Raw genomic sequence first — 25404 nt, 5'->3', positions numbered from 1 at the left:
TGAAGTCATATTCTCGCCAACTCAAAACTCAAAACTCTCCCTCTCTCCTTCTCTCGGACGTTGAGGTCGAGAACAGCAGGGTCTGCTAAAAATCAACTTGCAGAACTATTCAATGATATGGAAATAATAGGCTGCAACCAGAAAATTGATCGCTAACAGCCCCAAAAACCAGGCCGCGCGAAACGTGTAAGGGAATTTGCCCGTTTTCATCACGGAGTCGGATTTTAATTGGTTCTTCGCTATCTCTGCCATAAGTAAAGCTCCTAATTCATAAGTCACTCTATTTACAAATAGCAGAGAGCGTCGCACTTATGCACAATCCTCTAGAGTTATTTTTTGTAACAAGGAGTTTATACCGAGTTGAATTCAGATGAATTTCACTCGCTCTCTCCGGCGTGGTAGGAACTGCGGACGAGAGGCCCCGATCGCACGCGCTCAAACCCCATCTCCCGGGCGATCGACCCAAAACGGTCAAATTCGGCCGGCGTCCAGTATTTGCGCACTGGGAGGTGTTCTAGAGATGGTCTCATGTATTGACCGAGGGTGAGCCGATCGCACTTGGCGTCCCGCAAATCGGCCATCGCTTCGACTATCTCGGCTTCGGTTTCCCCGTGCCCCAACATCAAACCGGATTTGGTGGGAATAGTTGGGTCATATTGCTTAACAATACGCAGAACGTCGATCGAGCGATCGTACTTCGCCCCCCTCCGCACCGGCCCTTGCAACCGGCGCACCGTCTCAATATTGTGGTTGTAACAAGCCGGTTTAGCCTCCACCACCGTCCGAATCCGCTGTCGCTGCAACTCATCGAGGCCGGAATTCTCCCCGTTGGGGGCGGGCACGGGGGTACCGCCCCTACCCGTTCCCCCCCAAAAATCCGGCGTCAGCACCTCAACTTCAGTATCCGGGTTCAGAAGGCGGATTTGGGCGATCGTCCTGGCAAACCAACCTGCACCCCCATCCGGCAAATCATCCCTAGCCACCGAAGTCAGCACCGCATAGCGCAAACCCAACAACTGCACGGCCTCGGCCACCTTTTGCGGTTCCTCCGGGTCGAGGGGCATCGGAGAATGACCTTTATCTACTTGACAAAAAGCACAAGCGCGGGTGCAAGTGGGCCCCATCAACAAAAAAGTCGCCGTTTTTTGGGCGTAGCACTCGCCCCGGTTGGGACATCTGCCCTCTTCGCAAATCGTGTGAATTTGCCGCTGTTTAATAATTTTTTGCACTTGCGAAAGTTCGCTAGCTTTGCCGATGGGGCGGCGCAACCACTCCGGCATCGCCTCGATTTCACCCCGCATTTGGGGGGCAACTGCTTTGACTGTAGGAGTTTGAGGAGTTTGGGGCGACATATAATTAAATGGCGATCGAGTTAATGCCTTCGATCCTATCCGAAATCAAAGCCCCTGAACTTGTAGCAGTCTCACCCTAAACCAGAATCGCGCCGAGGTGCAACAAAACTAAACTCGCCCAGAATTATGGGTAGAATTCTGTTAGGGATATACTGAAGGTTGCAAATCATCACTCATTCATTACTGAAGGAGTCAGTCGTGGCTGGTCAAAAAATCTTGGTAATCGATGACAGTAAAGTCATCCGCGTCCGAGTCCGAGAGATGTTGCCTCAGGGTAACTTTGAAGTTTTAGAAGCAAAAGACGGCGAAGAGGGACTCAAACTGATCCGTCAAGCCCGTCCCAATCTAATTATGTTAGATTTCCTACTGCCGAAAGTCAGCGGTTGGGAAGTTTATCAAAAAGTGCAAGCCCATCCGGAGCTTTCTAAGATACCTTTAGTGATCATGTCGGGCCGCGAAGAAGAGGTGATGGAAAAAATTCCGAAACCCTTCGAGAAGCATTTTTTTGCATTCATCGCCAAACCTTTTGAGAAGAAGCAGCTAACCGAGGCAATCAAATCGGCGATGGTACTGGCCAAAAAGAAACCGGTGCCGGAAGCCCCAGCAGCAGCAGCCGCAGCCACTTCTGGAGCGGGCGCGGCCGAAATTCAGGCGATGACTGTGAAAATGGCGAAAATGCAAGCGGAAATTGATGCACTCAAAAAACAAATGACTCAGGTGATTACGATCATCAAGCAGAAATTGAAATAATTCTGCTGTTTTTTGAAGGCATTTATGTAGAAGGAAACTTCCACACCGTGAAACTTTCAGTTGAGTCTCAAGGACTGCGATTTTATCCGCATTTTTTTGCCCCAGTGTTTGAGCGAGTGCGATCGCCAACAGCCTGCAACTGATTTCTTAAAATCCCAGTCAGAAAATCAATTAAAAGTTGAAAATCAAACAAGGGAGGAAATTAATTATTAATTTATATTAGGATTTTTAATTCCCGCTCGTTCCACGCTCAACAATCAACTCCTCAGTCTCATTTTTTTGGTTAATGACTAACGACTATTCCGATTTTTTGCCTCAACTGCGTGCCTCAACTGAGCAATTATTGAAAAGATTAGACTGCTTCCATCGAGCGCAGGTATTAGCGATCGGAGATTTGACCTTGGACGAGTTTCTTACCGGACAAGTAGAGCGAATTTCCCGCGAAGCGCCTGTGTTGATTTTGCGCTACGAAAATACTCAGCAAGTACCCGGAGGTGGCGCAAATGCTGTCTATAATTTAGCCAAACTGGGAGGCAAAGTAAAAGTTGCTGGTTTGGTGGGAAAAGACGACCAGGGAAAGGCTTTGTGCGGTATTTTTGAGGCGGCGGGAATTGATACGGGTGGGATTTTAATCGATTCGCAGCGTCCAACTGTCACCAAAACTCGAATTTCCGGGCACGCGCGGCAGTCGGTGACTCAGCAAATTGTCCGAGTCGATCGCAAATCGGACGAGTTGCCGGATTTAGATTTGCAGTTGCAACTGGCAGACTACATCCGGCAGCAAATACCGACAGTAGATGCAGTGGTTTGTTCCGACTACGGCGACGGAGTTTTGACTCGTTTGGCGATCGAATCGGCAGTGGTTCCCGGCAAAACAATTGTAGACGCTCAAACCAATTTGCAGCGATATTCGGGAGCAATGTTATTTACTCCGAACTTGCCAGAAGCCGAGCAAGCCGTCGGATATGCTATCAAAAACCCTGAAACTTTAATGCAAGCAGGACGCGATTTGTTGAACTTAACTCAAGCTCAAAAAATCCTGATTACTCGCGGCGAAGAAGGGATGACTTTGTTTGAAAGGGCGAACGGCGAAGAAATTAAAAATTCACCTTCTCCCACATCGACTTGTGAACAAGGGGAATTTGCCATTCAAAGTTGGGACATTCCCCCTTTTAACAAGACTGATGTATTCGACGTAACGGGTGCTGGAGATACAGTCGTAGCAGCAATGACTTTAGCTTTGTGCGTCGGTGCATCTGGTTGGGAAGCGGCGGTTTTGGGAAATTTAGCCGCTAGTATTGTCGTGCGTCAATTCGGTACGGCGACAACAACGGTAGAGGAGATGAAAGAAGCTTTGCGATCGCTGATGAATCTGGAGTAAAGCCAAAATAGAAACCTGCTGGCGATCGATCGAGATTGAGTTAATCTAGTTTATATATAAATTAGTTTAAAAACTTATGGCTGAGACTTCAGGCTATTACGTTCGCGCCGCGAAACTTGCAGAAGTCGAGACAAAGGGCAGCTTGTTAGTGAATTTGGAAAAACACACGATCGCCCTTTTTTACTCAAACGATCGGGTATACGCGATCGACAACCGCTGTCCCCACATGGGTTTTCCCCTCAACGGCAGCACTTGCAAAGATGGCATAGTCACCTGTCCTTGGCACTACGCCCGCTTTGATGTCGCCAGCGGCGGTACTTTTGACTCTTGGGCCGACGACGTGCGATCGTTCCCGACGGAAATTCGCGACGGGGAAGTTTGGGTAAATTTAGCACCGCAGCTTGACCCTTACGCCCACCAGCGCCAGCGACTTCAAGATGGTTTAGAACAAGGAATTTCTCTAGTCATCGCCAAGTCAGTGATTGCCTTGCTAGATCGGGGGGCAAGTGCCAGCGAACCTTTCCAAATCGGATTAGAATTTGGCACCCGCTACAACAAATCGGGATGGGATACGGGCTTATCGATCCACACCTGCTTGATGAATATCCTGCCTTATCTAGATCCAGAAGACCGACCCCCCGCCCTCTATCAGGGACTTTCGGCTGTGGCCCGCGATAGTGCAGGCGCACCTCCTCACTTTGCGGTTCACCCCTTGCCTAATGCTGAGGTTGATGCAGAGACACTCAAAAGCTGGTTCCGGCAATTTATTGAAATCAGAGATAGTGAAGCGGCGGAACGATGTTTGTTGACAGGAGTACGCGCGCCTGTTGAACGAGAACAAATTGCTGATATGCTGTTTGCGGCCGCTACTGACCACCGCTACATTGATGTCGGTCACAGCCTCGACTTTATTAACAAGGCGTTAGAGGCGCTGGATGCAGTGAATTGGGAAGGGGCAGAAACTGTTTTCGCGAGTTTGGTGGCTGGTTTGGCGAATGCGGCGCGCATGGAAGAGTCGAGTTCTTGGCGCTATCCTGTGGATGTGGTGGCAATTTTAGAGTCAGCGATGGCGCAGTTGCCGGCAGCTTTAGAAATGGGCCGATCGCACCGGGGCAATTGGTTGGGGAGAGAACAGTTAATTCCGATGTTGTTGGGGGATGATGTATTGGCGATCGTCGATGCACTTTTGACTGCCTTGAAAGAAGGTTGTAGCGAAGCAGAATTAGCAAGTGCAGTCACTTATGCTGCAGCCCTCCGCGTAGCCCGGTTTAATACGAATAACGACCATAGCGACTGGAATTCAGCGCACCATCCCTTTACCTTTGCGAATGCGGTGCATCAAGGATTGCGGCGATCGCCTTCAATAGAGTTGCTGCGGGGAGTTTTCGATGCAGCGATCGGCGTATATCTTAACCGTTTCTTAAATGTACCGCCTGCGCGACTTCCAGAACCAACAGATGTAGTTGAGAATCCAGAGGAATTGCTCAAACAACTGCCAGACTTGTTGGACAGACAGCAACAGGTGAATCAAGTCGGTAAATTAGTTGCAAAATACTTATATAGCGGTGGCAAATCGGAACGGTTGATGGCAGTTTTAGGAAAACTGATGCTGCGGGAAAATCGGGATTTCCACGTTATTCAGCAGGTAGAAGCGGCATTTCGCCAGTATGCTTTATTAGAGAATTCGAGCGATCGCATTGTGGTATTAGTGGCGGCGGCAAGGTATTTAGCCGCCCATGCCCCGACAGTGCGATCGCAAGCACAAACTTATCAAATGGCCGATCGATTGCACCGGGGCGATCGCTTATTTGAGGATTCACCGGAAGTATAGCTTCTGGTCATAACTCACATCTTGCACCAATATCAATAATCCTTTTTTGGGCGGGCTTTCCGGCCCGGCCCACCCCACAAGAAAACTCATTCTTTGTGGAACAGGCATCTTGCCTGTTCTGGAGAATGCTGAAAGATGTGAGTCATAATGCACTTCTTCGGTAAATAATTGCCCCGATCATTTCTTGGAAATTATCCCTTTGTCATCAATTTTCAAACCGCTATTGGGAAAATCGCTCTTTGTCAAACGGTCAATCAACCCCACAGTCCTAAATTTGTTATCAACAGCCGGAACACCTCGCCCGTCAAGTTGGATGGGGATAATCTTGCCAGAAACAAAATCCCCTTGCGGAGTCATTTTCACATCCAAAATTAGAGATTTACCGAGCGATCCTGCTGTAGACAAAGTGCGATAACCCAAAAAATTTCCCAAGGAATAAGCAATCAATTTCCCTTTATAAAGTTCCATCGCTCGGGGAACGTGCGGGCCGTGTCCCAAAATCAAATCTGCTCCCGCATCAATCATCGTCCGCGAAAACAAAACCATATTTCCCCGGTTTTCTCCGTAAAAGAACTCAGTTTTATTTCTCACATTGATAGCTCCCGTTCCTTCAGATCCAGCATGAACTGATATCACTACAATATCAGCGTTTTGCTTGGCTTTTTTTACAACTTCGGCTCCCGCTTTCAGTTCCAGCAAAGAATTGTGAACCTCGCCGTAGTTGCTGAAACCGATAAAGGCAAAATTCACCCCCTTGACATTTTGATAAACAATTTGATCTCTTTTCCCAACAGCCTTCATGCCATTGCTGTCGATGTTTTTAATCGTGTCATTAAAGCCTTGCTCGTTAAAATCGTAAGAGTGATTGTTGGCAACATTCAAAATATCAAAACCAACATCTTTGAAAATTTTGGCATAACTCGGAGGCGTCCGAAAGGCAAACAGCATTCGTCCGCCGCCTGCTTTGGAACTGTAAGGATAATCGGTCATCGTGCTTTCAAAATTGCCAAACAGAATATCAGCTCCTTTGAGGTACGGTTTTACCGACTCTAATAACATCTCTTTTTTTGCCGGCAGTTTGTTGTAGGGATAATTTGTGCCGGGGATCATGTCGCCAACTGCTTTGATGCTGACAGTGGCCGGCACAGTGGCAGGTTTTTTGGCAGCCGGGGAGGGCGATTTGGGAGCGGGAAGGGGTTTGGCTGCATCTGCTGGTGCTGGTGTCGAGATCGCTTTTTGTACCGCAGGCTTTGACGCGAGAGGGTTAATAGTAGCGGTAGTTGAGGATTTGTAAAGTTGAGAAGCCAGAACAAAGCCGGATATCGGTACGATAATTAGACTCAGAACACCGACTGAGAGCCCAGATTTCTTAGTTTTAGTGCCTGCTAACTCGGGCTGCGGTGATGGCTTTTGCTGCCTTTGGTTTTGAGGTTTTGGAGTTGAGATTTTAGGGGGTTGGGGCGGAGATTTTTTTGGTGTTTGAGGGGGCGCAGTTGTGACATTTTGAGTTTTTTCTAGCTTGGGCAAAGTCACAGGAATTGGAGCAGCGGGTAGACTCGCGGCTACTGCTGCACTCACGGCTACTGGTGCACTCACGGGTGCGGGAGTCAAGCGTTTTTTTAATTCTACCGTCTGAGTCCAAGCGGGCAATTGCTGGCCGCCCCGCCGCCCGTAAACTGTTACGGAGTAAACGTTATTTGGTTGCAGCCGCTGCAATCCTTTGACTGCGACTCGGAGACAGGCTTCTTCTGCGGGCAATTGTTCTGCTTCTAGCAGCAGGTGCAGGGTGTCATTTTCTAGGCTGGCTTTAGCCGTGACGCCGAAGCTTTGGAGTGCTTGGCCGATCAGAAATGCGATCGCCCTGGCATCGCCTTCTTTTGCTAAATTTAAAATATCTTGTTGGCTCACAAATGCCTCTACTCTCTCACACTAGAAATTTAGCTCGATCTTATATCAAATTTGGCGGCACAGGATTAAATACCGATTGATTTAACTTAAGTAAGTGGGTAAAAATAAACAGAACCCTGGCAAAGGGGCGTGCGTGAAAGGCTCTACTGGCTGTCACTATAGCTTCTAACTAAATTCGACCCTGCTTTTACAAGATCGTAAAATTTTTGGCGCTTGCTTGCTGAATACAATATTTCCTAACGGTTATGTTAGTCGATCGCGCAAACACTTCTATCCGGCATAATTGCCCCCCTTGCAATTAACATCGGTCAAATCAATGCTCTCTTTCTTAGTACCAGGGAAAATCACGAGTCCTGAAATTAATCAGATTGACAGTCTCGCGCCCACATTAAGACAAAAACGATCGGCTTGCCCGTTCGGAAGCTTGTTAAACTCTCGATCGTGCCGCGCTATCAGTGACACGACTGACGCATCGCCACCGGTGAAACCGGGGTTTTTACCGAATCTGCGGTTTACAACCCTTCTTTTCGTAAAAAAACCCGGTTTCTAAACAATCGTGCGTCCAGGACTGAGTGAGAAATCGACGGCGAGCAACAATCGCCCGCCCGCACCCCGGAGGTCCCGCCAAGCCGTTTCGCTCGCGGCGCCTGCACGGCACGTAGCTGAGGTTGCTGAGGTGAGCAGCAATCAACTTTGTGGATGCGGTTGCTTTACCTGCAGCCACCGATGTACTTCGTTTCAAACTAATTATTTAAAGAAGTTGCACGTCAATGACACAATTGTGCTTATGATATCCGCCTCGCTGTCACCTCAAACCTGGATTTTTTGCGAGTCTGGTGCTATTTGTGAATTAGTTGGGCGCATAGCAGCTAGGATCGAGCTAACTCAAGGTTACACTAAAGCTCGTCATGCGGCGTTGCCTCTCAAAAACCCGATTGAGTCTTATGGCGCACTACCGCTCCACTCTATGTTTGTTCACTTGCATTGCCTGTCTGGGCGCTGCCTTCAGTCCAAGTGCGGATGGAAGGCAACAGGCTCTCAATGCCTCCTATCGGGCTGTTTCCCAAGACATTGCTCAGGCGAACTCTCCCCCGGACAATCGCCAGGACTCCAATCCTCAAAAACCCTCTCCAGCGCCAGATAAAAGCCAATCTCAGCCGTCCAAAACGCCAAAATCCAATTCCAAAATCCCGAAATCAATCTCTAATATAATCGTCATTTTGTCTCGCCAGCGGGGGTTTTTAATATTGGGTTTTGCAGCAGTTGTCGTCACGGCAGCGGCAGTATTTATCATGCTCAAATTAGTTAGCAGCGGCGAGTCAAATCATTCTAAGCGAAGACGGGGAAGAGCCGATCGCCAAAACCAAAGTAACTCTCGATTCACCAATCCCAATTCTCATACAAACTTGCAGAAAATACGACAGCAAAACGCTTCTTTTGGGAGACAAAAACCACAACCGGCATTGCCCTACCCTGTTGATTTCCCGCAGGGCTACAATCTCGACACTAGCGATCGATCTTTACCGGCGAGCCGGGAATCGGGGGAACCAGAATTCGATGATGCAGGAGTCGAGGGCGATCGAAATAATTCCGACACAGTGCCCTTGGAAACTAACAGCAACGGCTACAGTGACACAGGTTTCAACATTCCCGAAACAACTAATCGAGCCGATTCGCTAGCGAATCGGAAGAAAGATATTTCCCTTCCCGAAACGGATGGCAGACCTAAAGTTGATATTATTGAAGCACTGATTGAAGATTTGCAGCACTTAAATCCGGTAAAGAGGCGCAAAGCAATTTGGGAACTCGGCCAGCAGGGAGATTCCAGAGCAGTTGAGCCGTTGCTCGATTTGCTACCGAATTCCGACTCGAAGCAGTACAGTTTAATTTTGGCAAGTCTCTCGGAAATTGGCATTCGCACGCTCAAACCCATGAATAATGCCTGGTCAATTTCGCTGCAAAATGAAAACCCCGAAGTGCGTAAAAATGCGATTCGCGATTTGACGCGAATTTACGAATTGGTGAATCAAATCAGTCACTTGTTGCACCGTGCTACGGACGATCCCGATCCAGAAGTTCAGGAAACTGCTCGCTGGGCAATCAATCAGTTGAACCGCATCCGTCCGCGTTCAGGGAGGGATTGATAAATCTATAGCCTTTCTCAGTAACATGAGTGCACGCTCGATCGAGGGCATAGGGCATAGGCCTCCGTGGGCATAGGGGATACCTCACCAAGATTGAGAACTGCTATAGCTATTTTCAAGTAATTGGAAATTTGAAATTTGAGAAGGGAGAATTGAGAATTAAGATTATGTTACAATTAGTAACTGCTGACTAATGACTAATCACTAATGACTGCTGACTCTTTGAAAATATTGTTCCTGTCAACTTCTGTCGGTCAACTCGGTTCGGGGTTGGGCGGCGGAGTCGAACTTACAGTCCTCAACATCGCTAAAGAATTGCACCGCCGAGGTCATAAAATAGCAGTGGTAGCACCAGTAGGTTCAGTCTTAGAATCAATTCCAGTAATCGAAATAACAGGCGATTTGCAAGTAACCGCCCAAACACAAGATTACAATGCTGCTATTGTGATGCCCGCCGATGCTGTGCTGGCGAATATGTGGGAATACGCTCGCAAAGTTCAGGATGAATGGGATGTGATTGTTAACTTTGCCTACGATTGGCTGCCGTTTTATTTGACGCCTTTTTTTAGAACTCCGATCGCCCATTTTATCAGTATGGGATCGCTTTCGGGATCGCTCGATCGCATTGCCGGACAAATAGCAGTAGAGTTTCCCGGTACGATCGGAGTTTACACCCTTTCCCAAGCCGAAACCTTTGCCTTTGCCGGCAAATGTCAGTTGTTGGGAAGCGGCATCGATTTATCGCTGTACGAATTTGGCAGCCAACCGGAACCCAAATTAGCTTGGTTGGGCCGCATCGCCCCGGAAAAAGGCTTAGAAGATGCAGTGGCAGCAGCGAAAATTACAGGCATTCCCCTCAAAATTATGGGCAAAATGCAAGATGAGGATTATTGGCAAAAAATTTGTGCAGATTACCCGGATGCTCCGGTAGAATATTTAGGATTTTTGACAACAACCCAAATGCAAGAGCAAGTCCGGCAGTGCCGAGCATTGTTGATGACGCCGCGTTGGGTGGAAGCTTTCGGAAATGTCGCGATCGAGGCTTTAGCGTGCGGTGTACCTGTGATTGCTTACGAGCGCGGGGGGCCGGCCGAAATTGTTCGAGACGGACTGACGGGCTTTTTAGTGGAGCCTGACAGTGTAAATGGCTTGGTAGGTGCGATCGCCCGCTTAGACCAAATTGACCGCAGCGCTTGCCGGCGACAAGCAGAGGTAGAATACTCTTTGGGAGCTTTGGGCGATCGTTTTGAACGCTGGTTCAAATCTATTCTAAAATTGAGTTAAATAAACTCTTAATCGACCACAAAAAAAGAAAACAGAAAAAACTATGGCAACCGAACGTTTAGTGCTTTTATCCAGTAGAGAAATAGAAAAAATGCGCCAAGCAGGCCGTTTAGCTGCCGAACTTCTCCTACACCTAGAACCAATGGTAAAACCTGGTGTCAGCACTCTGGAAATTAACGATGAAGCCGAACGCTGGACTTTGGCACACGGAGCAAAAAGCGCTCCCCTAGGTTATAAAGGATTTCCAAAATCTCTGTGTGCAAGCGTCAATGAAGTTGTCTGTCACGGCATCCCCAATGCTAAACAAATTCTGAGAGAAGGCGACATTATTAATATTGATGTAACGCCTTTAGTTGACGGTTATCACGGCGATACTTCCAAGACTTTTTTTGTGGGAAAACCTTCACCGGTAGCGAAAAAGTTAGTGGAAGTAACCGAGGAATGTTTAAGAAGAGGAATTGCGGAAGTTAAACCGGGTGCTCGTACCGGCGACATCGGTGCAGCAATTCAAGAATATGCTGAAGCCCAGGGTTTTTCGGTAGTGCGAAATTTTGCCGGGCACGGGGTTCACCGCGTTTTTCACACCGAACCGGAAATTCTGCACTACGGCAAGCGGGGCACGGGAAAGAAACTCAGACAAGGCATGGTTTTTACGATCGAGCCGATGATTAATGAGGGTACTTGGGAAGTGGAAATTTTGGTCGACGGTTGGACTGCGATCACGCAAGATGGAAAGCTTTCGGCTCAATTCGAGCACACTCTGGCTGTGACTGATTCTGGGGTGGAAATTCTAACTTTACCTTAGAAATCATTAACAAACAATCTGAAAAACTCACTCCTAAATCAATAATTAACCATATCCCGGAGGGGCGGGTTTTACAGACAATTTCTGACTGAAACAGACAATATCGCAAACCCGCCCCCACCCACCCATAAATATAAACCTACATTTTCGGATTCGATGCAAATTTCAGGTTCAATGTGGGTTATCGGTTGTGGCGGGGCGGGTTTATATAGATTGTTGATAATCGTTAGATATTGTCGGTGAAACCCGCCCCTACGGAATTACGATCGATTAACCAAACACGCTCTAACTAATAACTAATAATTAATAACTAATAACTAATGACTGACATAAAGTTTCTGCAACCAGGAGATTTGCTCAAAGTAATTGCCCCTAGTGGCACTTTGCGAGAATCAACCAACTTTGAAAAGGGTGTAGAAATTTGGAAATCCCGCGGCTATCGAATTGAATTAACACCGGGTTTTGACGATCGCTGCGGCTATTTGGCAGGTTCCGACGAAAACCGCGTCCGGCAGCTAGCAGATGCCCTCAATGACCCGGATTGTCGCGGTATTCTCTGTGTTCGAGGCGGTTTCGGCAGCACTCGACTTTTGGAAAAAGGAAAAGTGGGAGATTGGGCAAATTCCCAATTTCCAACTCCCGATTCCCATTCGCCGAAATGGTTAATCGGCTTTTCCGACATTACTGCTTTGCTGTGGAATCACGAGAAATTGGGGATTTGGGGCGTTCACGGGCCGATGCTGACAACTTTGGCTGCGGAACCGAATTGGTCTGTCGATCGACTTTTTGACTGCATCGAAGGTCGTCCCTTACAATCTTTGCAAGGTAAAGGATGGGGCAGCGGAAAAGCCACCGGGCCGCTGTTTCCGGCGAATCTGACGGTGGCTTCTCATTTGCTCGGAACCCCGTATCAACCGGATTTGACCGGGGTTATTCTCACATTTGAGGATGTTTCCGAGGCTCCTTACAGGGTCGATCGAATGCTGACTTTGTGGCGGATGGCGGGGGCTTTCGCTGGGGTGCGGGGCATTGCTTTGGGGCGCTTCAGCCGCTGCGAGATTGACCCGAGTATTCCTAGTTTTAGCATTGAAGAAGTTTTGCGCGATCGGCTGGGGGACTTGAATATTCCCATTGTCTCGGATTTGCCCTTCGGGCACGAGGGCGTCAACGCTGCTTTACCTATGGGAGTTACGGCTTGTCTCGACGCCGAATCGGGATTGCTGATTTGCGGCAATAAATCGCAACTTTAGATTGGGGATAAACGTCTGTGACTTTAGCTTGAGATTTTGCACCCGCTAAAGAGTCTGGTTGGGTGAGGTTGACACGGTTGGCAGAAATTACATTTAAAATGGATTGTGTATGCAAATGTCGGCATCAAAAAAGCAAAAAGATTTTAAAATTTTCGAGAGGTTGATATGAAAGCACACAACTTGTTAAACAGTATTGCTGCCGCATTCCTAGTTACAGGATTGGCACTGACTGGCATTTCCTCTAGTGCTGTTGGCGAACAGATACGGAATAACGATCGCATTGACGGAGTAATTCGCCGTACTTCCCCGATTTATCGTTTCCGAAATATGTGGACACCCGGATCTCCGACGGAAGAATTGCGGGGTCAAGAATACACTTTCAGTGCTCGGGAAGGCGATAACATTGAAGTGTTTTTAGATACAGATAGCAGTCGCGGTTTTACTCCCGTAATGGTGCTGTTTTACGGTAACAACAAACAAGTCGCTTTTACGCAAGACCGTTCTTTTAATTATCAAATTCCCCGTACTGGCGATTACAAGCTTTTAGTATTAGCAAAAGATGCTGCCAGAGGCGGTAGCTACACGCTGGAAGTTGCGGGAATTGATGGGGGCGACAGACGATCTCGCAATTCGCGGGACGATTGGTACACGAGGCGAGATGACGATCGATATGACGGTCGATATGACAGAGAACGGCTTTTGCAAGATGATTTTGACTTGCGGTCTGTTGATTGTCGCGAGAGACGTTCTATGGTGAGAGTAAGGTTTGACGATGGTAATCAAGATTCAACTTACTGCGCTGTCCCGAATAGAAGGTATCCGGCGGGAGATTATTATTACAATTCGCGGACTAGAAATTTAGACTCGGCTAGGCTGAATGATAGTAGATTCGATGCGGGCCGCGATCAATGTCGCGTAGTGGTAGGCGGAGTCTGCGTGACGAGGTAAGTTGTTTCTTGTCATTGCGAGGACTGTTTCTTGTCATTGCGAAGACTGTTTCTTGTCATTGCGAGGAACGAAGCAATCGCAGGATTTGTGCTTCATCGGTTCTATATTTTGGACACTAGCGCGGGTTCATCAACCCGGTTTCTTGGTAGAAATCGGGTTTCTTTGCCTCGCTAGTGTCCATTCAATTAGTTTCCTCAGCGAGTGGAGAGTATGTTCGCGGTGCCTCTGGATCGTGTCCAGAGGCATCAATCCTGTTAGCACTATCCTGGTGAACAAGGAGATGATATGGTAGTCAAGTGCTTAGGTTTGTTTGTAGGTATAATCCTTGGCTTGTACCTTGCGTACTGGTTAAAGGTACGCCTGAATATCAATTTAAATGTAGTAGGAAATGAACACTTCCCCTCCTTCATCGAAAGGAAGTCTCATGGGTTGGTTAAGTGTAGGTGGTTCCCCAACAGCCATCACTGTAATACCAATTTAATATGAAGCTGCATAGAATAAAGCTTCCAGAATGAAAGTGTAAGAAGATAGCGAACTGATTTATTCAGGTGTGATTTGTTGCAGAACCTCCTGCCAGTCGTTCGCGCAATTCCCCAAGTGTCAGAAACACTTCTCCCTTGAATTGTTGTTTGATAAATTGCCAAACCCTTTCAATGGGACCCTTGCTCCGGGCTATGAGCTGGTTGACTTGCCGGGAATCAAATTGTCAGGCCACCGAGCGTGCGCTGGTTACATGAACCCCCGCCTGGTCAACTTGAATTAGTGCGATGTCATCTCCCAGTTGATGTGAGAGGGCATCAATAAACTCCTGAAATCTTTGAGTATTGAGGCGATCGTATTCTTGACAAAAATGCCAGCCGCTCAAAGGTTCGACCACACGCCCAGAGCCAAAAATTGTCACGTTTCCAGAGTACCTGTGCGATCAGTTTTACCCCAAACGCCATAATTACTTTCCCCTTGAAGGTTTTGAGTCCTAAGCGAGTCTCGTCTTGACACAAGTAACGCAACCGTTGTCCCTTTCCCAATAAGCGTTGATAGGTCAACAGGGCTCTTTCGATGTTTTTTTAAAACGCCGATCGGCATTGGGTTCTTGCTTCGCGCTTTTGGGGCGCGGCACTTTTAATTTAGCTTTAAGCCGGTAGTGTACCCAATGATAGACTGTGGGGTATGTTAGGTTCAGTTGATAAGTCTCATTGAGCCACTCCACGATTTTTCCGTAACTTTTGAAACAGGCGTGGCTGTTCCAGTCTTTTTTGTAATCCGGCGATCGCCTCTAAGCTCAAGTGAGGCGATTTTCACTCTTGCGCTCTTGAGGGCAAACAATTCGGACAATCCTCCCTGACGATACTTTTGCAGCCACCTAGTTACCGTTGAACCATCGCGTCCCAGACGTTTGGCCAGGGTTTGATGCGCTCGTGATTTGTCCAGTTTTTAGCCACCACAACATTTGCAACCGTTCTTTCTGACGCTTAGGTACGACTGTGTTTTAGTTGTTGCTCCAAACTTTCTGCACTTTCTGCGATCGCCACAATCAGTTGACGTGCCATAACTCATCACCTATCAACATTATCTTTATTCTATGCAACTTCATGTAAAATTGGTATCAATCATTAATTCATTTAACTCGACAAGGAAAATATCTCTTATGAACATTTCACCATTTCTCAATAAAAAGCTCGCTCGACGTTTTAAAGGATACGACTTTGATGGCAATGGCTACGTTGAGAAAACAGATTTCGAGCAGGCTGTTGCCAGGATGTGCGAGGCATTTGGTCATGGACCTGATTCCGCAGCGCGACAGCGGTTATATGACCTCACCATGCAACTTTGGCAGCGTCTTGTCACAACTGCCGATGCCAATGCAGATGGTCGTATCAGCGAAGCCGAATACAAGAATGCATTTGCCAACAGTATGCTTGTAACCCCTGAAAACTTTGAGCAAGGCTATCGTCCGTTTTGCGAGGCGGTCATGGACATCGTCGATGTCGATGGCGATAGTCGTCAAAGTTTAGAGGAATATGAACTTTGGATGCATACGTTGATCAACGTGCCAAAGGCCGATACACGTGTGGCTTTCCGCCTGATCGATAAGGATGGCAGCGGCTATATCACCACCGATGAAATGGTGGAGGCTATCCGCGAATACTACTTCAACGAAGACCCGCAATCGATTGGAAGCTTGTTGCTAGGTCCGCTTGATTCCTAATCGGTACAAGATAGACTGGTACACAGCGGCAGAAGTAACGCCAAAAGCGCCAATATGATTGTCAAGTCGCTTCGCTCCAATTCTTAATTCGTAATTACCCACGGCTCAAGCTGGGGGCTTGAGTAGACGTAGATAATGAACATACACATCGACTCGGCACGAGCGCGTCTTACCTCTTTTTTTACCACCCCAAGGGGTGGTCAGTTACTTCTGCCGGGATGCACGAGTTAATAGCACCCAACCTCTCTCAAATGTGCAAATTCACAGTAGGCGTGAATTTACCCCTATGCCCGCCTAACCTACGCTGCAAGCTTGCCTACGCTGCAACAAATCAAACCTACCAGCAATAAGTCTTAAACCTGTAATACCAATTTTATGTGAAGTTGCATATAATAGAGAGATAGCTTTTATGGTGCGTTTATCAGTCGTAGTTTAAAAATCACAATTGAAGAAAGTGCAGAGTTTTTAGAAAAACAACTAAAAAATACTCGTACTGCCAGCCAAAGAGAACGAATACAAGTATTATGGTGGTTAAAAACAGGGCAAGTACAGGAGCATCAAGAATTAGCGCATCGTTTGGGTAGAGACAAATCTACGATAACGGGCGTGGTTACAAAAGTATCGGCGGGGTGGATTATCGGAATTATTGTTGGTGAAAAAAGCCCCCGGACAATTACCACACTTGACTCTCTTTGCATTAGCAGGGTTCAAAGAACGGAAGCGAAAAAGGAGCCGCCTTCAAAAGCTACGGAGAAATTGTTGAATGCCTCAAAAAAGAGTATAATCTAGAACTGACTTATGCAACAGTTTATGCTTGGGTGCATTATCGCCTCAAAGCTCTCACTGAAAGTGCCACGTCCGCAAAGTGCTTTACAGGACATAAAAGCAGTGGAACTTTTTAAAAAAACATCGTCCCAGCAGTCTTGACGTTTCAAAAATTTTTTGGGTTTGGGTAAACGGCTACGATATTTGTGTCTTGATGTTACCCGTTTGGGACTGAAAACGTTGACGGGAAAAGTAATTACAGCCCGGGGGGTAAAACCAGTTGCTCCCATACTGTGGAAGCGTGAAAATTTTTGGTTGTATGGGGTAGTCGAACCATTGAGTGGCTGGCATTTTTGCCAAGAATATGCCCATCTTAATGGAGAAGATTTTCAGCAATTTATTGACGCTCTTTCTCTACAATTGGGTGAAGATATTGCTCTAATTCAAATGGATCAAGCGGGTGCTCATATCACTAATGAACTCGATTGGCCAGAAAATTTAATTCCAGTCTGTCAGCCCTCACATAGTCCAGAACTTAATCCAATTGAACGGGTTTGGGAATATATCAAACAGCAACTTGTTGGAGAGGTTTTTACAACTCTTGGGCAACTACGAGAGCGCTTGCAACAAGTTCTTGAAAAAATCACTCCGCTCGCAAATCTGTTCGTTGTCATCTTACAATTTTATTCTTGAAGCCCTATTCTATGCAGCTTCATATTAAATTGGTATAAGTAGATAATGTTTCCATTCAATTAGTTTCCCCAGCGAGTGGGGATCACTCCATCATACACCATATACAGGGCAAGATGTCCAGAGGCCATTTGCGAGGGCCTCCCAAAATATCCGTCAAAACTCCTTCAACCCCGCAGAAAAAATCGCTGAAACCCTTGCCCAGCAATGCTGCGAGGGGAGCGACGAAATACCGTCGTTTCAGCGATTTTTCAAGGCCCTCGCAAACTACCACAGTTCGATCGCAAATCAAGGTCTACCAATTAGTTCATCAGCCCAGAAAATAGAAACCCTACAAAACAGATCCCGCAATTGCTTTCCTTCGGATCGCTACGCTAACGGGCCTCGCAATCACAGACAATAGCTGATGCGGCCCGATCGCCGAATTTTCGATCGAAAAGGACGATCGCACAGTGGTAAGCTACCAAAGGCATTGAAATATCTAAGGTAGAGAAAAGTTAAAATGTCGGCATTAAATGAAGTTCCCTTGTTGTTGCGGGCAGCCCGCGGCGAAACCCTAGACCGCCCCCCCGTATGGATGATGCGCCAAGCCGGCCGCTACATGAAGGCTTATCGAGATTTGCGAGAAAAGTATCCCTCGTTTCGCGAACGTTCCGAAATTCCCGAAGTGGCGATCGAAGTTTCCCTTCAGCCGTGGCGCGCGTTTCAACCCGACGGCGTAATTCTGTTTTCCGATATTGTCACACCCATGCCCGGTTTGGGCATTGACATGGACATTGCCGAAGGTAAAGGCCCGATTATCCACTCACCGATTCGCACTCAGCAGCAAATCGACAACCTGCAACCGCTGAACCCGGAAGAAAGCTTGCCGTTTATCAAAACAATCCTGAAATCCCTGCGCGAAGAAGTCGGCAACAAATCCACCGTGCTCGGTTTTGTGGGCGCGCCCTGGACGCTGGCGGCCTATGCGGTTGAGGGCAAAGGTTCTAAGGATTATGCCGTTATCAAAAACATGGCATTTTCCGATCCAACTTTACTGCATCAGTTGCTCTCAAAATTCGCCGATGCGATCGCCGTTTACGTGCGCTATCAAATCGACTGCGGCGCGCAAGTAGTGCAAATGTTCGACTCTTGGGCCGGCCAACTGTCCCCGCAAGACTACGACACCTTCGCTTTACCTTACCAGAAACAGGTGTTCGAGCAAGTCAAAAAAACCCATCCCGACACACCGTTAATTCTGTTAGTCACCGGTAGCGCCGGCCTCCTCGAACGCATGACAACATCCGGCGCTGATATCATCAGCGTCGATTGGACGGTTGATATGGCCGACGCGCGCAAGCGTTTGGGCCCCAACATGAACGTTCAGGGAAATCTCGATCCGGGCGTGTTGTTTGGCTCTCAACCGTTTATTCGCGATCGAATTCTTGATACAATTCGCAAAGCCGGTCATCGCGGACACATCCTCAATTTGGGACACGGCGTATTACCGGGAACTCCGGAAGATAACGTGCGTTTCTTCTTTGAAACGGCAAAACAAGCCGACAAATTGCTTGCAGTTGCTGCTTGAGTCCGACAATCCGACAGGGGTTTCAACCCCTGTCTCATAGCTAAAGTCCTCTTAAGAGGACTAAAGATTAATATTTCCGTCGGTTTTAACTCACTAAAGATCACCCTTGCGAATAAAGCATCCCGTAGGGGCGGGTTCACCAAGAGTTTTAAGGAGTGCAGACAGGTTAAATAAACCCGCCCCCACCCACAAAAAAGCCCTTTATTAACAATGGTGCTCTTCAGTCGGTTTCAACCGACTTTTGCTATTAGCCAGGGGTTTCAACCCCTGGCGGATTGCAGGAGAATGAAACAGCCCAATTCTCCCCCTTGCCGTCCCCCCCCTTCCCCTTCTGCAAAATGAACGCCAAAAAAATTTTCATAACGGGTGCAAGTGGCTGTATCGGTCACTACATGGCCGAAACTTTGATTCAAGAAACAAACCACGAACTTTACCTCTTAGTTCGCAACCCCGAAAAATTAAAATTTGATTGGAAAGCCCGCCCAGGCATCCATATATTACAAGGCGATATGCGAGATATCGAGCAATTTGCCGAACTTCTCCAAACAATAAATGTAGCAATTGTAGCCGCTACTGCTTGGGGAGGAACTCAAGAAGTTTTTGATGTTAACGTAACCAAAACTCTCCGCCTAATTCAACTACTTTCGCCACAGACTTGCCAACAAGTAATTTATTTTTCAACTGCCAGCATTCTCGGTCGAGACAACAATTTGCTAAAAGAAGCCGGGGAACTGGGGACAGATTATATTAGCTCAAAATACAACTGCATGGTGCATTTATCAGCCTTGACAAATGTGCCTCCGATTACGGCACTTTACCCGACATTAGTATTGGGAGGAGACGCTGAAAAACCAGTCTCTCACTTGTCATCTGGCCTGCCACTTGTCGCAAAATGGATTGGTTTGATTCGCTGGTTTAAGGCAGATGGCAGTTTTCACTTCATCCACGGCGCAGATATTGCCAAAGTAGTTAATTATTTAGTTGAACATCCGCCGGCTTCCGAGGAACCGCGACATTTTGTGCTAGGAAATTCAGCGATTACAGCTAACGAAGTGGTAGAACAAGCTTGCCAGTATTTGAATAAAAACATATTTTTTCGGATTACTCTGTCACCTTGGCTGGCCGATTTCTTTATTTGGCTGTTCCGAATTCAGGTGGCTGCTTGGGATAGATTTTGCATTAGCTACCGCCATTTTACCTATCAAAATCTTGTGAATCCCGAAAGCATAGGAATGCCGAGTTACTGCGGCACAGTGGCCGATATGTTAAGAACTAGCGGGATTCCCGGCAAAGATTCAAAGTAGGCGAGAAGGAAGAAGGAAGAAGGAAGAGGGAAGAAGGAAGAGGGAAGAGGGAAGAAGGAAGAGGGAAGAAGGAAGAGGGAAGAAGGAAGAGGGAAGAAGGAAGAGGGAAGAGGGAATGTTTACCTTACGAGATATATCTAGGGTGCGCCGAGGCGCATCTTACGAATAATGTAAGTTTTTCAAGTTCTTTTTTGCCTTAGTCCCATGCTTTTTAAATGCGATTATCGTCAATTAAGCGTCAAATACGATAAGATATCAGCATTTGCAAACTTTAACAGGGAACTGCAAGCTAAAAATTGCGCTCAATTTGTTGGTCTTAGGGGGTGTCACCCCTCGCCAGATATTCGATCGAGTGCAAGATCGTAATTTTAGCCTTAACATGAAGTCTTGAGAGTCGATCGAACTCTCAAACACGCCAGCCCGATCGCAAGTTGTTTACTGATGTGAGGTTTAACATATAATGCGAGTTCTCCTAGTTTACCCCCTGTTTCCGAAAACATTTTGGTCTTACGAGAAAATCCTAGAATTAGTCGATCGTAAAGTGCTGCTACCACCGCTGGGTTTGGTAACGGTAGCAGCTATTTTACCCCAAGAATGGGAATTTAAGTTAGTCGATCGCAACATCAGACAAATCACCGAAGCAGAATGGGAATGGGCAGAGCTCGTTATTCTCTCCGCCATGATTGTCCAAAAAGAAGATTTGCTAGACATCATTCGCGAAGCAAAACGGCGCGGTAAATCCGTAGCTTGCGGCGGCCCCTACCCCACCTCCGTACCCGAAGAACCTCAAGCAGCGGGCATAGATTACCTGATTCTCGACGAAGGCGAAATCACCTTGCCGATGTTCGTCGAAGCAATACAACGGGGCGAAAAAAGCGGAATTTATCGATCGGACGGCGTAAAACCAGATGTTACCACAACCCCCGTTCCCCGCTTCGATTTGCTGGAACTAGATGCCTACGATTCGATGTCGATTCAATTTTCCCGAGGCTGTCCTTTCCAGTGCGAATTCTGCGACATCATCGTCCTCTACGGCCGCAAACCTCGCACCAAAAACCCCCAACAATTGATAGCAGAATTAGACTATCTCTACAACTTGGGCTGGCGGCGCGGCGTGTTCATGGTAGACGACAACTTTATCGGCAACAAACGCAGCGTCAAACTCTTGCTAAAAGACTTAAAAGTCTGGCAAGAAGAACACAAATTCCCGTTTACTTTCAACACCGAAGCATCCATCGATTTAGCCCAAGACCAAGAATTGATGGATATGATGGTTGCTTGCAATTTCAATGCAGTGTTTCTAGGGATTGAAACTCCCGATGAAGAAAGCTTGCAAATGACCAAAAAATTCCAAAATACCCGCAATTCCCTGATCGAATCCGTAGAGTTAATTGCCAAATCCGGTTTGCGAGTAATGGCCGGATTTATCATCGGATTTGACGGCGAAAAACCCGGTGCGGGTCAGCGGATTGTCCAGTTTGCCGAAGCAGCAGCCATTCCGAGCACAACCTTTGGAATGCTGCAAGCTTTGCCACACACGGCATTGTCCCACAGACTAGCAAAAGAAGGGCGGTTGCGCGACAAATCTGGCAACCTCAACCAGACTACTTTGATGAACTTTATCCCCACGCGGCCTCTCGAAGATATTGCCCGCGAATATGTCGAGGCATTCTGCGAAGTGTACGATGCTGAGAAATATTTAGACCGGACTTATCGCCATTTCTTAATGTTGGGTGCACCTACAGCAAAGATACCTGCGAGAGTTCCCAGTTGGATCGATTTGCGAGCACTGTTAACTGTGGTTTGGCGACAAGGAGTCAAGCGCAAAACTCGCTGGAAGTTTTGGCATCATTTGTTCAGCATTCTCAAGCGGAATCCTGCGGTTTGGGATCATTATTTAACAGTGTGTGCTCACAACGAGCATTTCCTGGAATACCGCCAGATTGTGCGGGATGAAATCGAAGCTCAATTGGCTGACTTTTTGGCGAATGAGTCTCAAACAGTATATCAAGAACCTGTTTCTGTTGAGGAAAAGCAAGTGCAAGCGGTTTAGGGTTGGAGAATTCAGCCGAATAGCCAGATACCTTACTTCTTAAACAAGTCAGGTATCTGGCTATTCTCTTTTGTTAGGTGGAGTTCCTTATAAAATTTTTGCCTTCTTCATGACCAAACTCGCTGAATTGGATAAGCATCAAAAGCCTCATCGCGACTAATCAAAACCAGCGAATGATTCATCGTCTGTGCTACCAGAATGCGATCGAAGGGATCTCGATGATGGAGAGGAAGACCTGCGTAAATCTCAGTGTCTTCAAATGTAATGGGTAAAATTTGAGCGTTAATGTATTGCAATTCCTTCGGCAGGTCTTCAAATGGCCGATTCAGTTGAAGCTTACCGACATTGATTTTAATAGAGATTTCCCAAAGGCTGGCAATACTAAAGTACAAACCTGTTTTAGTATCGATAGCTTCTTTTGCTTTACTACTTAGATTGGAATCGCCCAGCAAATACCACAGAAAGGCATGAGTATCTAAAAGGGATTCCATGTTACATATATTCCTTTAAATCTTCCAGCGGTTCATCGAAATCATCAGACATAACGATCTGAGCTGCCCAACTACCATAACCATGAGGTTGTTCAAGTTGTTCTTGAGATGATTCAGTTTTTGCGTGTTTCTCAAGTAGATATTGTGCATAATGCAATATCTCTTGTTTAAGAAATTCTGGCATCTTAACGACTGTTTGAAAAATCTCTAGATCGAGAGTCATGATCTCTGTGGAATTTTTACTATCTCATATTAACTAATTATACCATAATTGCATTCAAAAGGTATTGAGAATGGTTATCTCGTTTAATCTCGTTTTCAAGGAGAGCCGGGAAATGTCATATCCTGCGCCTCTACCGCCTCTTGAGAGCAGGCGAGAGAGCCTTCCGAGGCATTCCCAGTTTCTCACTGAAAAGGTGGAATACTACTATTGGCGGCAGCAGCTATTTCGGCAGATAGAGGCGCGATCGCCCCAAATATGAAAATCTAATAACAAGCTCAAAAATAAAAAAAATCTCGATCGCCCTCAACCCGCCATGTTAGGAACCAATCAACTCAGGACAGCAGCTCTTTTAGGACTCCTAAGCGGTCTTCTAGTTTTAGGAAGTTATTATTTAATCGGCAACGAGCAAGGACTTTACATCGGTTTAGCGCTAGCCGCCTTCTCAAGTTTTAGCTCTTGGTACTATTCCGACACGGCCGCGTTAATGGCTTACCGCGCTCAGCCGATCGCCCGCACCGAAGCACCAGAAATCTACGATATGGTAGCATCGCTGAGCGAAAAAGCCCAAATTCCCGTACCGAAAATATTTCTAGTTCCCACTCAATCTCCCAACGCATTCGCCACAGGAAGAGACCCGGAACACGCGACAATAGCAGTTACTGAAGGCATCATCAAGCTGCTTTCCCGCGACGAATTGGAAGGCGTTTTAGCCCACGAACTCACGCACATCCGCAACCGCGATACCCTCACTCAAGCAGTGGCAGGGACAATTGCCGGCGCGATTACATTTGTCGGGCGAATTCTGACTTTTGGAGCGCTTTACGGCCCCGTAACGCGGGATAGCAGACAAGGCGCCAATCCATTTGGTTTGCTGTTTTTAATCATTTTAGCGCCACTATCAGCAACCGTAATTCAATTGGCGATTTCTCGGACCAGGGAATTTGCAGCCGACAGCGGTGCGGTGGAAATTACCAATAACCCGATCGGTCTAGCAAACGCGCTGCAAAAATTGGAGAAAATGGGTCATGAAATTCCCATGCACGGCAATCCTGCGATGTCACCGCTGCTGATTGTGAATCCTTTTTCGACTAAAGGTTTGCAGTCACTTTTCCGCACTCACCCGCCGACAGAGGAGCGCATTCAGCGCCTTTTGGAAATCGCGCAGCAGCAGCAAGGTACTCCAGTTATGGCCTACATAAACGGAGTTTGATCGGTCGAAAATGCAGCAACAATATGGAGAAACCCGGTGTTTTGTAGCAACTGGGTTTCTGTATATTTGTAACTATCGCTGTATGGAGCGACTAATTAGATAGGTAGGGGCGATCGCTATTTCTGCAAACATCGCACAGCTTGGTATTTACTGTCAGGGGTGATGCCTCCATTGAAAGGATTTACCCCACGCTCAGCAATTCATCAAGCTTGTTCTTTAAGTCCGGTGATGCGATTAGTGGTCTATAAACTTCACCTTCATAGGGCTTCCAAACATATCCGAGACTGAACGATCGAAAAACCGAAGATGCTCCCGTTGCTTGCCAAACAGCTTCAGCTCAAACCAATCCCGGAAAAACCAAGGCAGGCTCTTCAATCAATTCGCTGTAGGTTCTAAACTCATCTACTTCCATACCAACTAAAGCATATCGAAACGGTGGAGCAAACCGCAAACTATGATACAGAAATATACCTATTTCAGTCATTAAATAAGCACTTTCTGGAGTGTCAATTTCAATCTCACTGATGCCACTTGGACAAACTCGACACCACCAATTTTCTTCTATGTCCTGAAAATTTGCTGCCCGACATTGGGAATGTCTACCGTTTGAAATCACCCAGGAAATTTCATTGAAATATTGAGCAAATTGCTGTGCTTCAGATTGCTTTGTGCCACATTCAGCCGATAAGCTAAACACCCATGCCATTGCTGTTCTCCCGTTGACTAAATTAAACTATCAAACTTTCTCCCATTCGTTCTGTGTCTGGGCCAGCGCTGCTTCATATTTCTCTAAAAGCATTGTAGCGCTTGGCAAAATACTGACATGAGTTGGACTATCTTGCACAGCTTCAATATCTCCGAGGATTTTGCTGTCGTCAATCTGCCAAAGAGGATCTTTTCCTGTTCCGCCAAATTTTGGGTGTTTGCGGAATGGTGGTAAGCATTCGATAGAGAGGGATACAGACATTCCTTTTGTGTTTCTAATGGCTACAGTGACAGACTCCTCTGAAGACTTGCTGTCAGTCAAAGTTTCTAAATCATCCAGTTGTTTATTGAATTTTGGCAATTCGATAAATATCAGTTCAATCTCTGGATCGACATAATCAAATAAACGCTTTTTCTCCTTGAATACAAAGTGAGAAATTATACCATTTCTCTAAAATCATGCAACACTCTTCGACCCCCCTAGCCCCCCCGCTGCATTGCGGGGGGAACAAGAATACTGTTATTTCGTTTAAAATT

General features: G+C 46.9%; 23 protein-coding genes and 1 pseudogene. 14 read left to right on the top strand and 10 right to left on the bottom strand.

Features of this window, described 5'->3' with window-relative positions:
* Positions 1-105 precede the first annotated feature (105 nt).
* Both psaX and QUA99_RS25710 read right to left on the bottom strand, forming a co-directional pair.
* Complete coding sequence (gene psaX, locus QUA99_RS25715; protein WP_321161646.1) at positions 106-210, bottom strand: photosystem I protein PsaX; 105 nt, start codon at positions 208-210, stop codon at positions 106-108.
* 167 nt (positions 211-377) lie between these two features.
* Positions 378-1352 (bottom strand): lipoyl synthase, encoded by a 975-nt coding sequence (locus tag QUA99_RS25710; RefSeq protein WP_333241909.1) that lies wholly within the window; start codon positions 1350-1352, stop codon positions 378-380.
* Between the two features lie 198 nt (positions 1353-1550).
* Here QUA99_RS25710 and QUA99_RS25705 point away from each other — a divergent pair, with 198 nt between their 5' ends.
* From QUA99_RS25705 to QUA99_RS25695, 3 genes are all read left to right on the top strand, one after another.
* Positions 1551-2102: a response regulator gene (locus QUA99_RS25705; protein WP_333241907.1), complete on the top strand. Its 552-nt coding sequence runs from the start codon at positions 1551-1553 to the stop codon at positions 2100-2102.
* 286 nt (positions 2103-2388) lie between these two features.
* Positions 2389-3483: a PfkB family carbohydrate kinase gene (locus QUA99_RS25700; RefSeq protein ID WP_333241905.1), complete on the top strand. Its 1095-nt coding sequence runs from the start codon at positions 2389-2391 to the stop codon at positions 3481-3483.
* 76 nt (positions 3484-3559) lie between these two features.
* Positions 3560-5314 (top strand): Rieske (2Fe-2S) protein, encoded by a 1755-nt coding sequence (locus QUA99_RS25695; RefSeq protein WP_333241903.1) that lies wholly within the window; start codon positions 3560-3562, stop codon positions 5312-5314.
* A gap of 177 nt (positions 5315-5491) precedes the next feature.
* Here QUA99_RS25695 and QUA99_RS25690 read toward each other — a convergent pair whose 3' ends face one another.
* The gene (locus QUA99_RS25690) at positions 5492-7222 is read right to left on the bottom strand and encodes a CapA family protein (RefSeq protein ID WP_333241901.1); all 1731 of its coding nucleotides are present in this window, start codon (positions 7220-7222) and stop codon (positions 5492-5494) included.
* Positions 7223-8166: 944 nt separating this feature from the next.
* Between QUA99_RS25690 and QUA99_RS25685 the strand changes: the two genes are divergently transcribed.
* The 5 genes from QUA99_RS25685 to QUA99_RS25665 all read left to right on the top strand — a co-directional run bounded on the left by QUA99_RS25685 (position 8167) and on the right by QUA99_RS25665 (position 13653).
* The gene (locus tag QUA99_RS25685) at positions 8167-9366 is read left to right on the top strand and encodes a HEAT repeat domain-containing protein (protein ID WP_333241899.1); all 1200 of its coding nucleotides are present in this window, start codon (positions 8167-8169) and stop codon (positions 9364-9366) included.
* A 207-nt stretch (positions 9367-9573) separates the two neighbouring features.
* Positions 9574-10650, top strand: coding sequence for a glycosyltransferase family 4 protein (locus QUA99_RS25680; protein WP_333241897.1), 1077 nt, complete (start codon positions 9574-9576; stop codon positions 10648-10650).
* 43 nt (positions 10651-10693) lie between these two features.
* Positions 10694-11455 carry a type I methionyl aminopeptidase gene (gene map / locus QUA99_RS25675; RefSeq protein ID WP_333241895.1) on the top strand — a complete coding sequence of 254 codons (762 nt, stop codon included), beginning with the start codon at positions 10694-10696 and terminating at the stop codon, positions 11453-11455.
* Positions 11456-11775: 320 nt separating this feature from the next.
* Positions 11776-12705, top strand: coding sequence for an LD-carboxypeptidase (locus QUA99_RS25670; RefSeq protein ID WP_333241893.1), 930 nt, complete (start codon positions 11776-11778; stop codon positions 12703-12705).
* 165 nt (positions 12706-12870) lie between these two features.
* On the top strand, positions 12871-13653 hold the full coding sequence (locus QUA99_RS25665; protein WP_333241891.1) for a hypothetical protein: 783 nt from the start codon (positions 12871-12873) through the stop codon (positions 13651-13653).
* A gap of 706 nt (positions 13654-14359) precedes the next feature.
* Here QUA99_RS25665 and QUA99_RS25660 read toward each other — a convergent pair.
* The 3 genes from QUA99_RS25660 to QUA99_RS33255 all read right to left on the bottom strand — a co-directional run bounded on the left by QUA99_RS25660 (position 14360) and on the right by QUA99_RS33255 (position 15054).
* Entirely contained in the window at positions 14360-14554 is a 195-nt protein-coding gene (locus QUA99_RS25660; RefSeq protein ID WP_333241889.1) for a hypothetical protein, read from the bottom strand.
* A 138-nt stretch (positions 14555-14692) separates the two neighbouring features.
* A complete protein-coding gene (locus QUA99_RS33260; RefSeq protein WP_445251039.1) occupies positions 14693-14860 on the bottom strand; it encodes a winged helix-turn-helix domain-containing protein in 168 nt (55 codons plus the stop codon).
* Positions 14830-15054, bottom strand: coding sequence for a hypothetical protein (locus QUA99_RS33255; protein WP_445251040.1), 225 nt, complete (start codon positions 15052-15054; stop codon positions 14830-14832). Before QUA99_RS33255 ends, QUA99_RS33260 begins: the two co-directional genes overlap by 31 nt.
* 244 nt (positions 15055-15298) lie before the next feature.
* Between QUA99_RS33255 and QUA99_RS25655 the strand changes: the two genes are divergently transcribed.
* The 5 genes from QUA99_RS25655 (at position 15299) to QUA99_RS25635 (ending at position 22238) form a co-directional block, all read left to right on the top strand.
* Positions 15299-15859, top strand: coding sequence for an EF-hand domain-containing protein (locus tag QUA99_RS25655; RefSeq protein WP_333241887.1), 561 nt, complete (start codon positions 15299-15301; stop codon positions 15857-15859).
* Between the two features lie 942 nt (positions 15860-16801).
* A complete protein-coding gene (locus QUA99_RS25650) occupies positions 16802-17317 on the top strand; it encodes an IS630 family transposase (protein ID WP_333241885.1) in 516 nt (171 codons plus the stop codon).
* Between the two features lie 499 nt (positions 17318-17816).
* Positions 17817-18881 (top strand): uroporphyrinogen decarboxylase, encoded by a 1065-nt coding sequence (hemE, locus tag QUA99_RS25645; RefSeq protein WP_333241883.1) that lies wholly within the window; start codon positions 17817-17819, stop codon positions 18879-18881.
* 338 nt (positions 18882-19219) lie between these two features.
* A complete protein-coding gene (locus QUA99_RS25640) occupies positions 19220-20185 on the top strand; it encodes an NAD(P)-dependent oxidoreductase (RefSeq protein WP_333241881.1) in 966 nt (321 codons plus the stop codon).
* Positions 20186-20645: 460 nt separating this feature from the next.
* Complete coding sequence (locus tag QUA99_RS25635; protein ID WP_333241879.1) at positions 20646-22238, top strand: B12-binding domain-containing radical SAM protein; 1593 nt, start codon at positions 20646-20648, stop codon at positions 22236-22238.
* Between the two features lie 107 nt (positions 22239-22345).
* On the opposite strand, the gene QUA99_RS25630 is transcribed toward QUA99_RS25635, so the two are convergent.
* Entirely contained in the window at positions 22346-22729 is a 384-nt protein-coding gene (locus QUA99_RS25630; RefSeq protein ID WP_333241877.1) for a type II toxin-antitoxin system VapC family toxin, read from the bottom strand.
* A gap of 1 nt (position 22730) precedes the next feature.
* Positions 22731-22952: a type II toxin-antitoxin system VapB family antitoxin gene (gene vapB, locus QUA99_RS25625; protein WP_333241875.1), complete on the bottom strand. Its 222-nt coding sequence runs from the start codon at positions 22950-22952 to the stop codon at positions 22731-22733.
* A gap of 313 nt (positions 22953-23265) precedes the next feature.
* On the opposite strand from vapB, the gene QUA99_RS25620 reads away from it, so the two are divergent.
* Entirely contained in the window at positions 23266-24162 is an 897-nt protein-coding gene (locus QUA99_RS25620; RefSeq protein WP_333241872.1) for a M48 family metalloprotease, read from the top strand.
* A 337-nt stretch (positions 24163-24499) separates the two neighbouring features.
* Here QUA99_RS25620 and QUA99_RS25615 read toward each other — a convergent pair whose 3' ends face one another.
* The gene (locus QUA99_RS25615; protein ID WP_333241870.1) at positions 24500-24868 is read right to left on the bottom strand and encodes a hypothetical protein; all 369 of its coding nucleotides are present in this window, start codon (positions 24866-24868) and stop codon (positions 24500-24502) included.
* Positions 24869-24898: 30 nt separating this feature from the next.
* A pseudogene (locus tag QUA99_RS25610) lies at positions 24899-25186 on the bottom strand (Tse2 family ADP-ribosyltransferase toxin); the annotation flags it as partial.
* Positions 25187-25404 lie beyond the last annotated feature (218 nt).

Source organism: Microcoleus sp. F10-B2, from assembly GCF_036704965.1.
Classification (GTDB): Bacteria; Cyanobacteriota; Cyanobacteriia; order Cyanobacteriales; family Microcoleaceae; genus Microcoleus.
The sequence above is the reverse complement of the archived record's forward strand: the minus strand, read 5'-3'. Positions and strand labels throughout refer to the sequence as shown.

Coding starts and splice junctions, on each gene's coding strand:
- psaX (WP_321161646.1), bottom strand. CDS start 210: ATGAAAACGGGCAAATTCCCTTACACGTTTCGCGCGGCCTGGTTTTTG.
- QUA99_RS25710 (WP_333241909.1), bottom strand. CDS start 1,352: ATGTCGCCCCAAACTCCTCAAACTCCTACAGTCAAAGCAGTTGCCCCC.
- QUA99_RS25700 (WP_333241905.1), top strand. CDS start 2,389: ATGACTAACGACTATTCCGATTTTTTGCCTCAACTGCGTGCCTCAACT.
- QUA99_RS25695 (WP_333241903.1), top strand. CDS start 3,560: ATGGCTGAGACTTCAGGCTATTACGTTCGCGCCGCGAAACTTGCAGAA.
- QUA99_RS25685 (WP_333241899.1), top strand. CDS start 8,167: ATGGCGCACTACCGCTCCACTCTATGTTTGTTCACTTGCATTGCCTGT.
- QUA99_RS25680 (WP_333241897.1), top strand. CDS start 9,574: ATGACTGCTGACTCTTTGAAAATATTGTTCCTGTCAACTTCTGTCGGT.
- map (WP_333241895.1), top strand. CDS start 10,694: ATGGCAACCGAACGTTTAGTGCTTTTATCCAGTAGAGAAATAGAAAAA.
- QUA99_RS25670 (WP_333241893.1), top strand. CDS start 11,776: ATGACTGACATAAAGTTTCTGCAACCAGGAGATTTGCTCAAAGTAATT.
- QUA99_RS25665 (WP_333241891.1), top strand. CDS start 12,871: ATGAAAGCACACAACTTGTTAAACAGTATTGCTGCCGCATTCCTAGTT.
- QUA99_RS25655 (WP_333241887.1), top strand. CDS start 15,299: ATGAACATTTCACCATTTCTCAATAAAAAGCTCGCTCGACGTTTTAAA.
- hemE (WP_333241883.1), top strand. CDS start 17,817: ATGTCGGCATTAAATGAAGTTCCCTTGTTGTTGCGGGCAGCCCGCGGC.
- QUA99_RS25640 (WP_333241881.1), top strand. CDS start 19,220: ATGAACGCCAAAAAAATTTTCATAACGGGTGCAAGTGGCTGTATCGGT.
- QUA99_RS25635 (WP_333241879.1), top strand. CDS start 20,646: ATGCGAGTTCTCCTAGTTTACCCCCTGTTTCCGAAAACATTTTGGTCT.
- QUA99_RS25630 (WP_333241877.1), bottom strand. CDS start 22,729: ATGGAATCCCTTTTAGATACTCATGCCTTTCTGTGGTATTTGCTGGGC.
- vapB (WP_333241875.1), bottom strand. CDS start 22,952: ATGACTCTCGATCTAGAGATTTTTCAAACAGTCGTTAAGATGCCAGAA.
- QUA99_RS25620 (WP_333241872.1), top strand. CDS start 23,266: ATGTTAGGAACCAATCAACTCAGGACAGCAGCTCTTTTAGGACTCCTA.
- QUA99_RS25615 (WP_333241870.1), bottom strand. CDS start 24,868: ATGGCATGGGTGTTTAGCTTATCGGCTGAATGTGGCACAAAGCAATCT.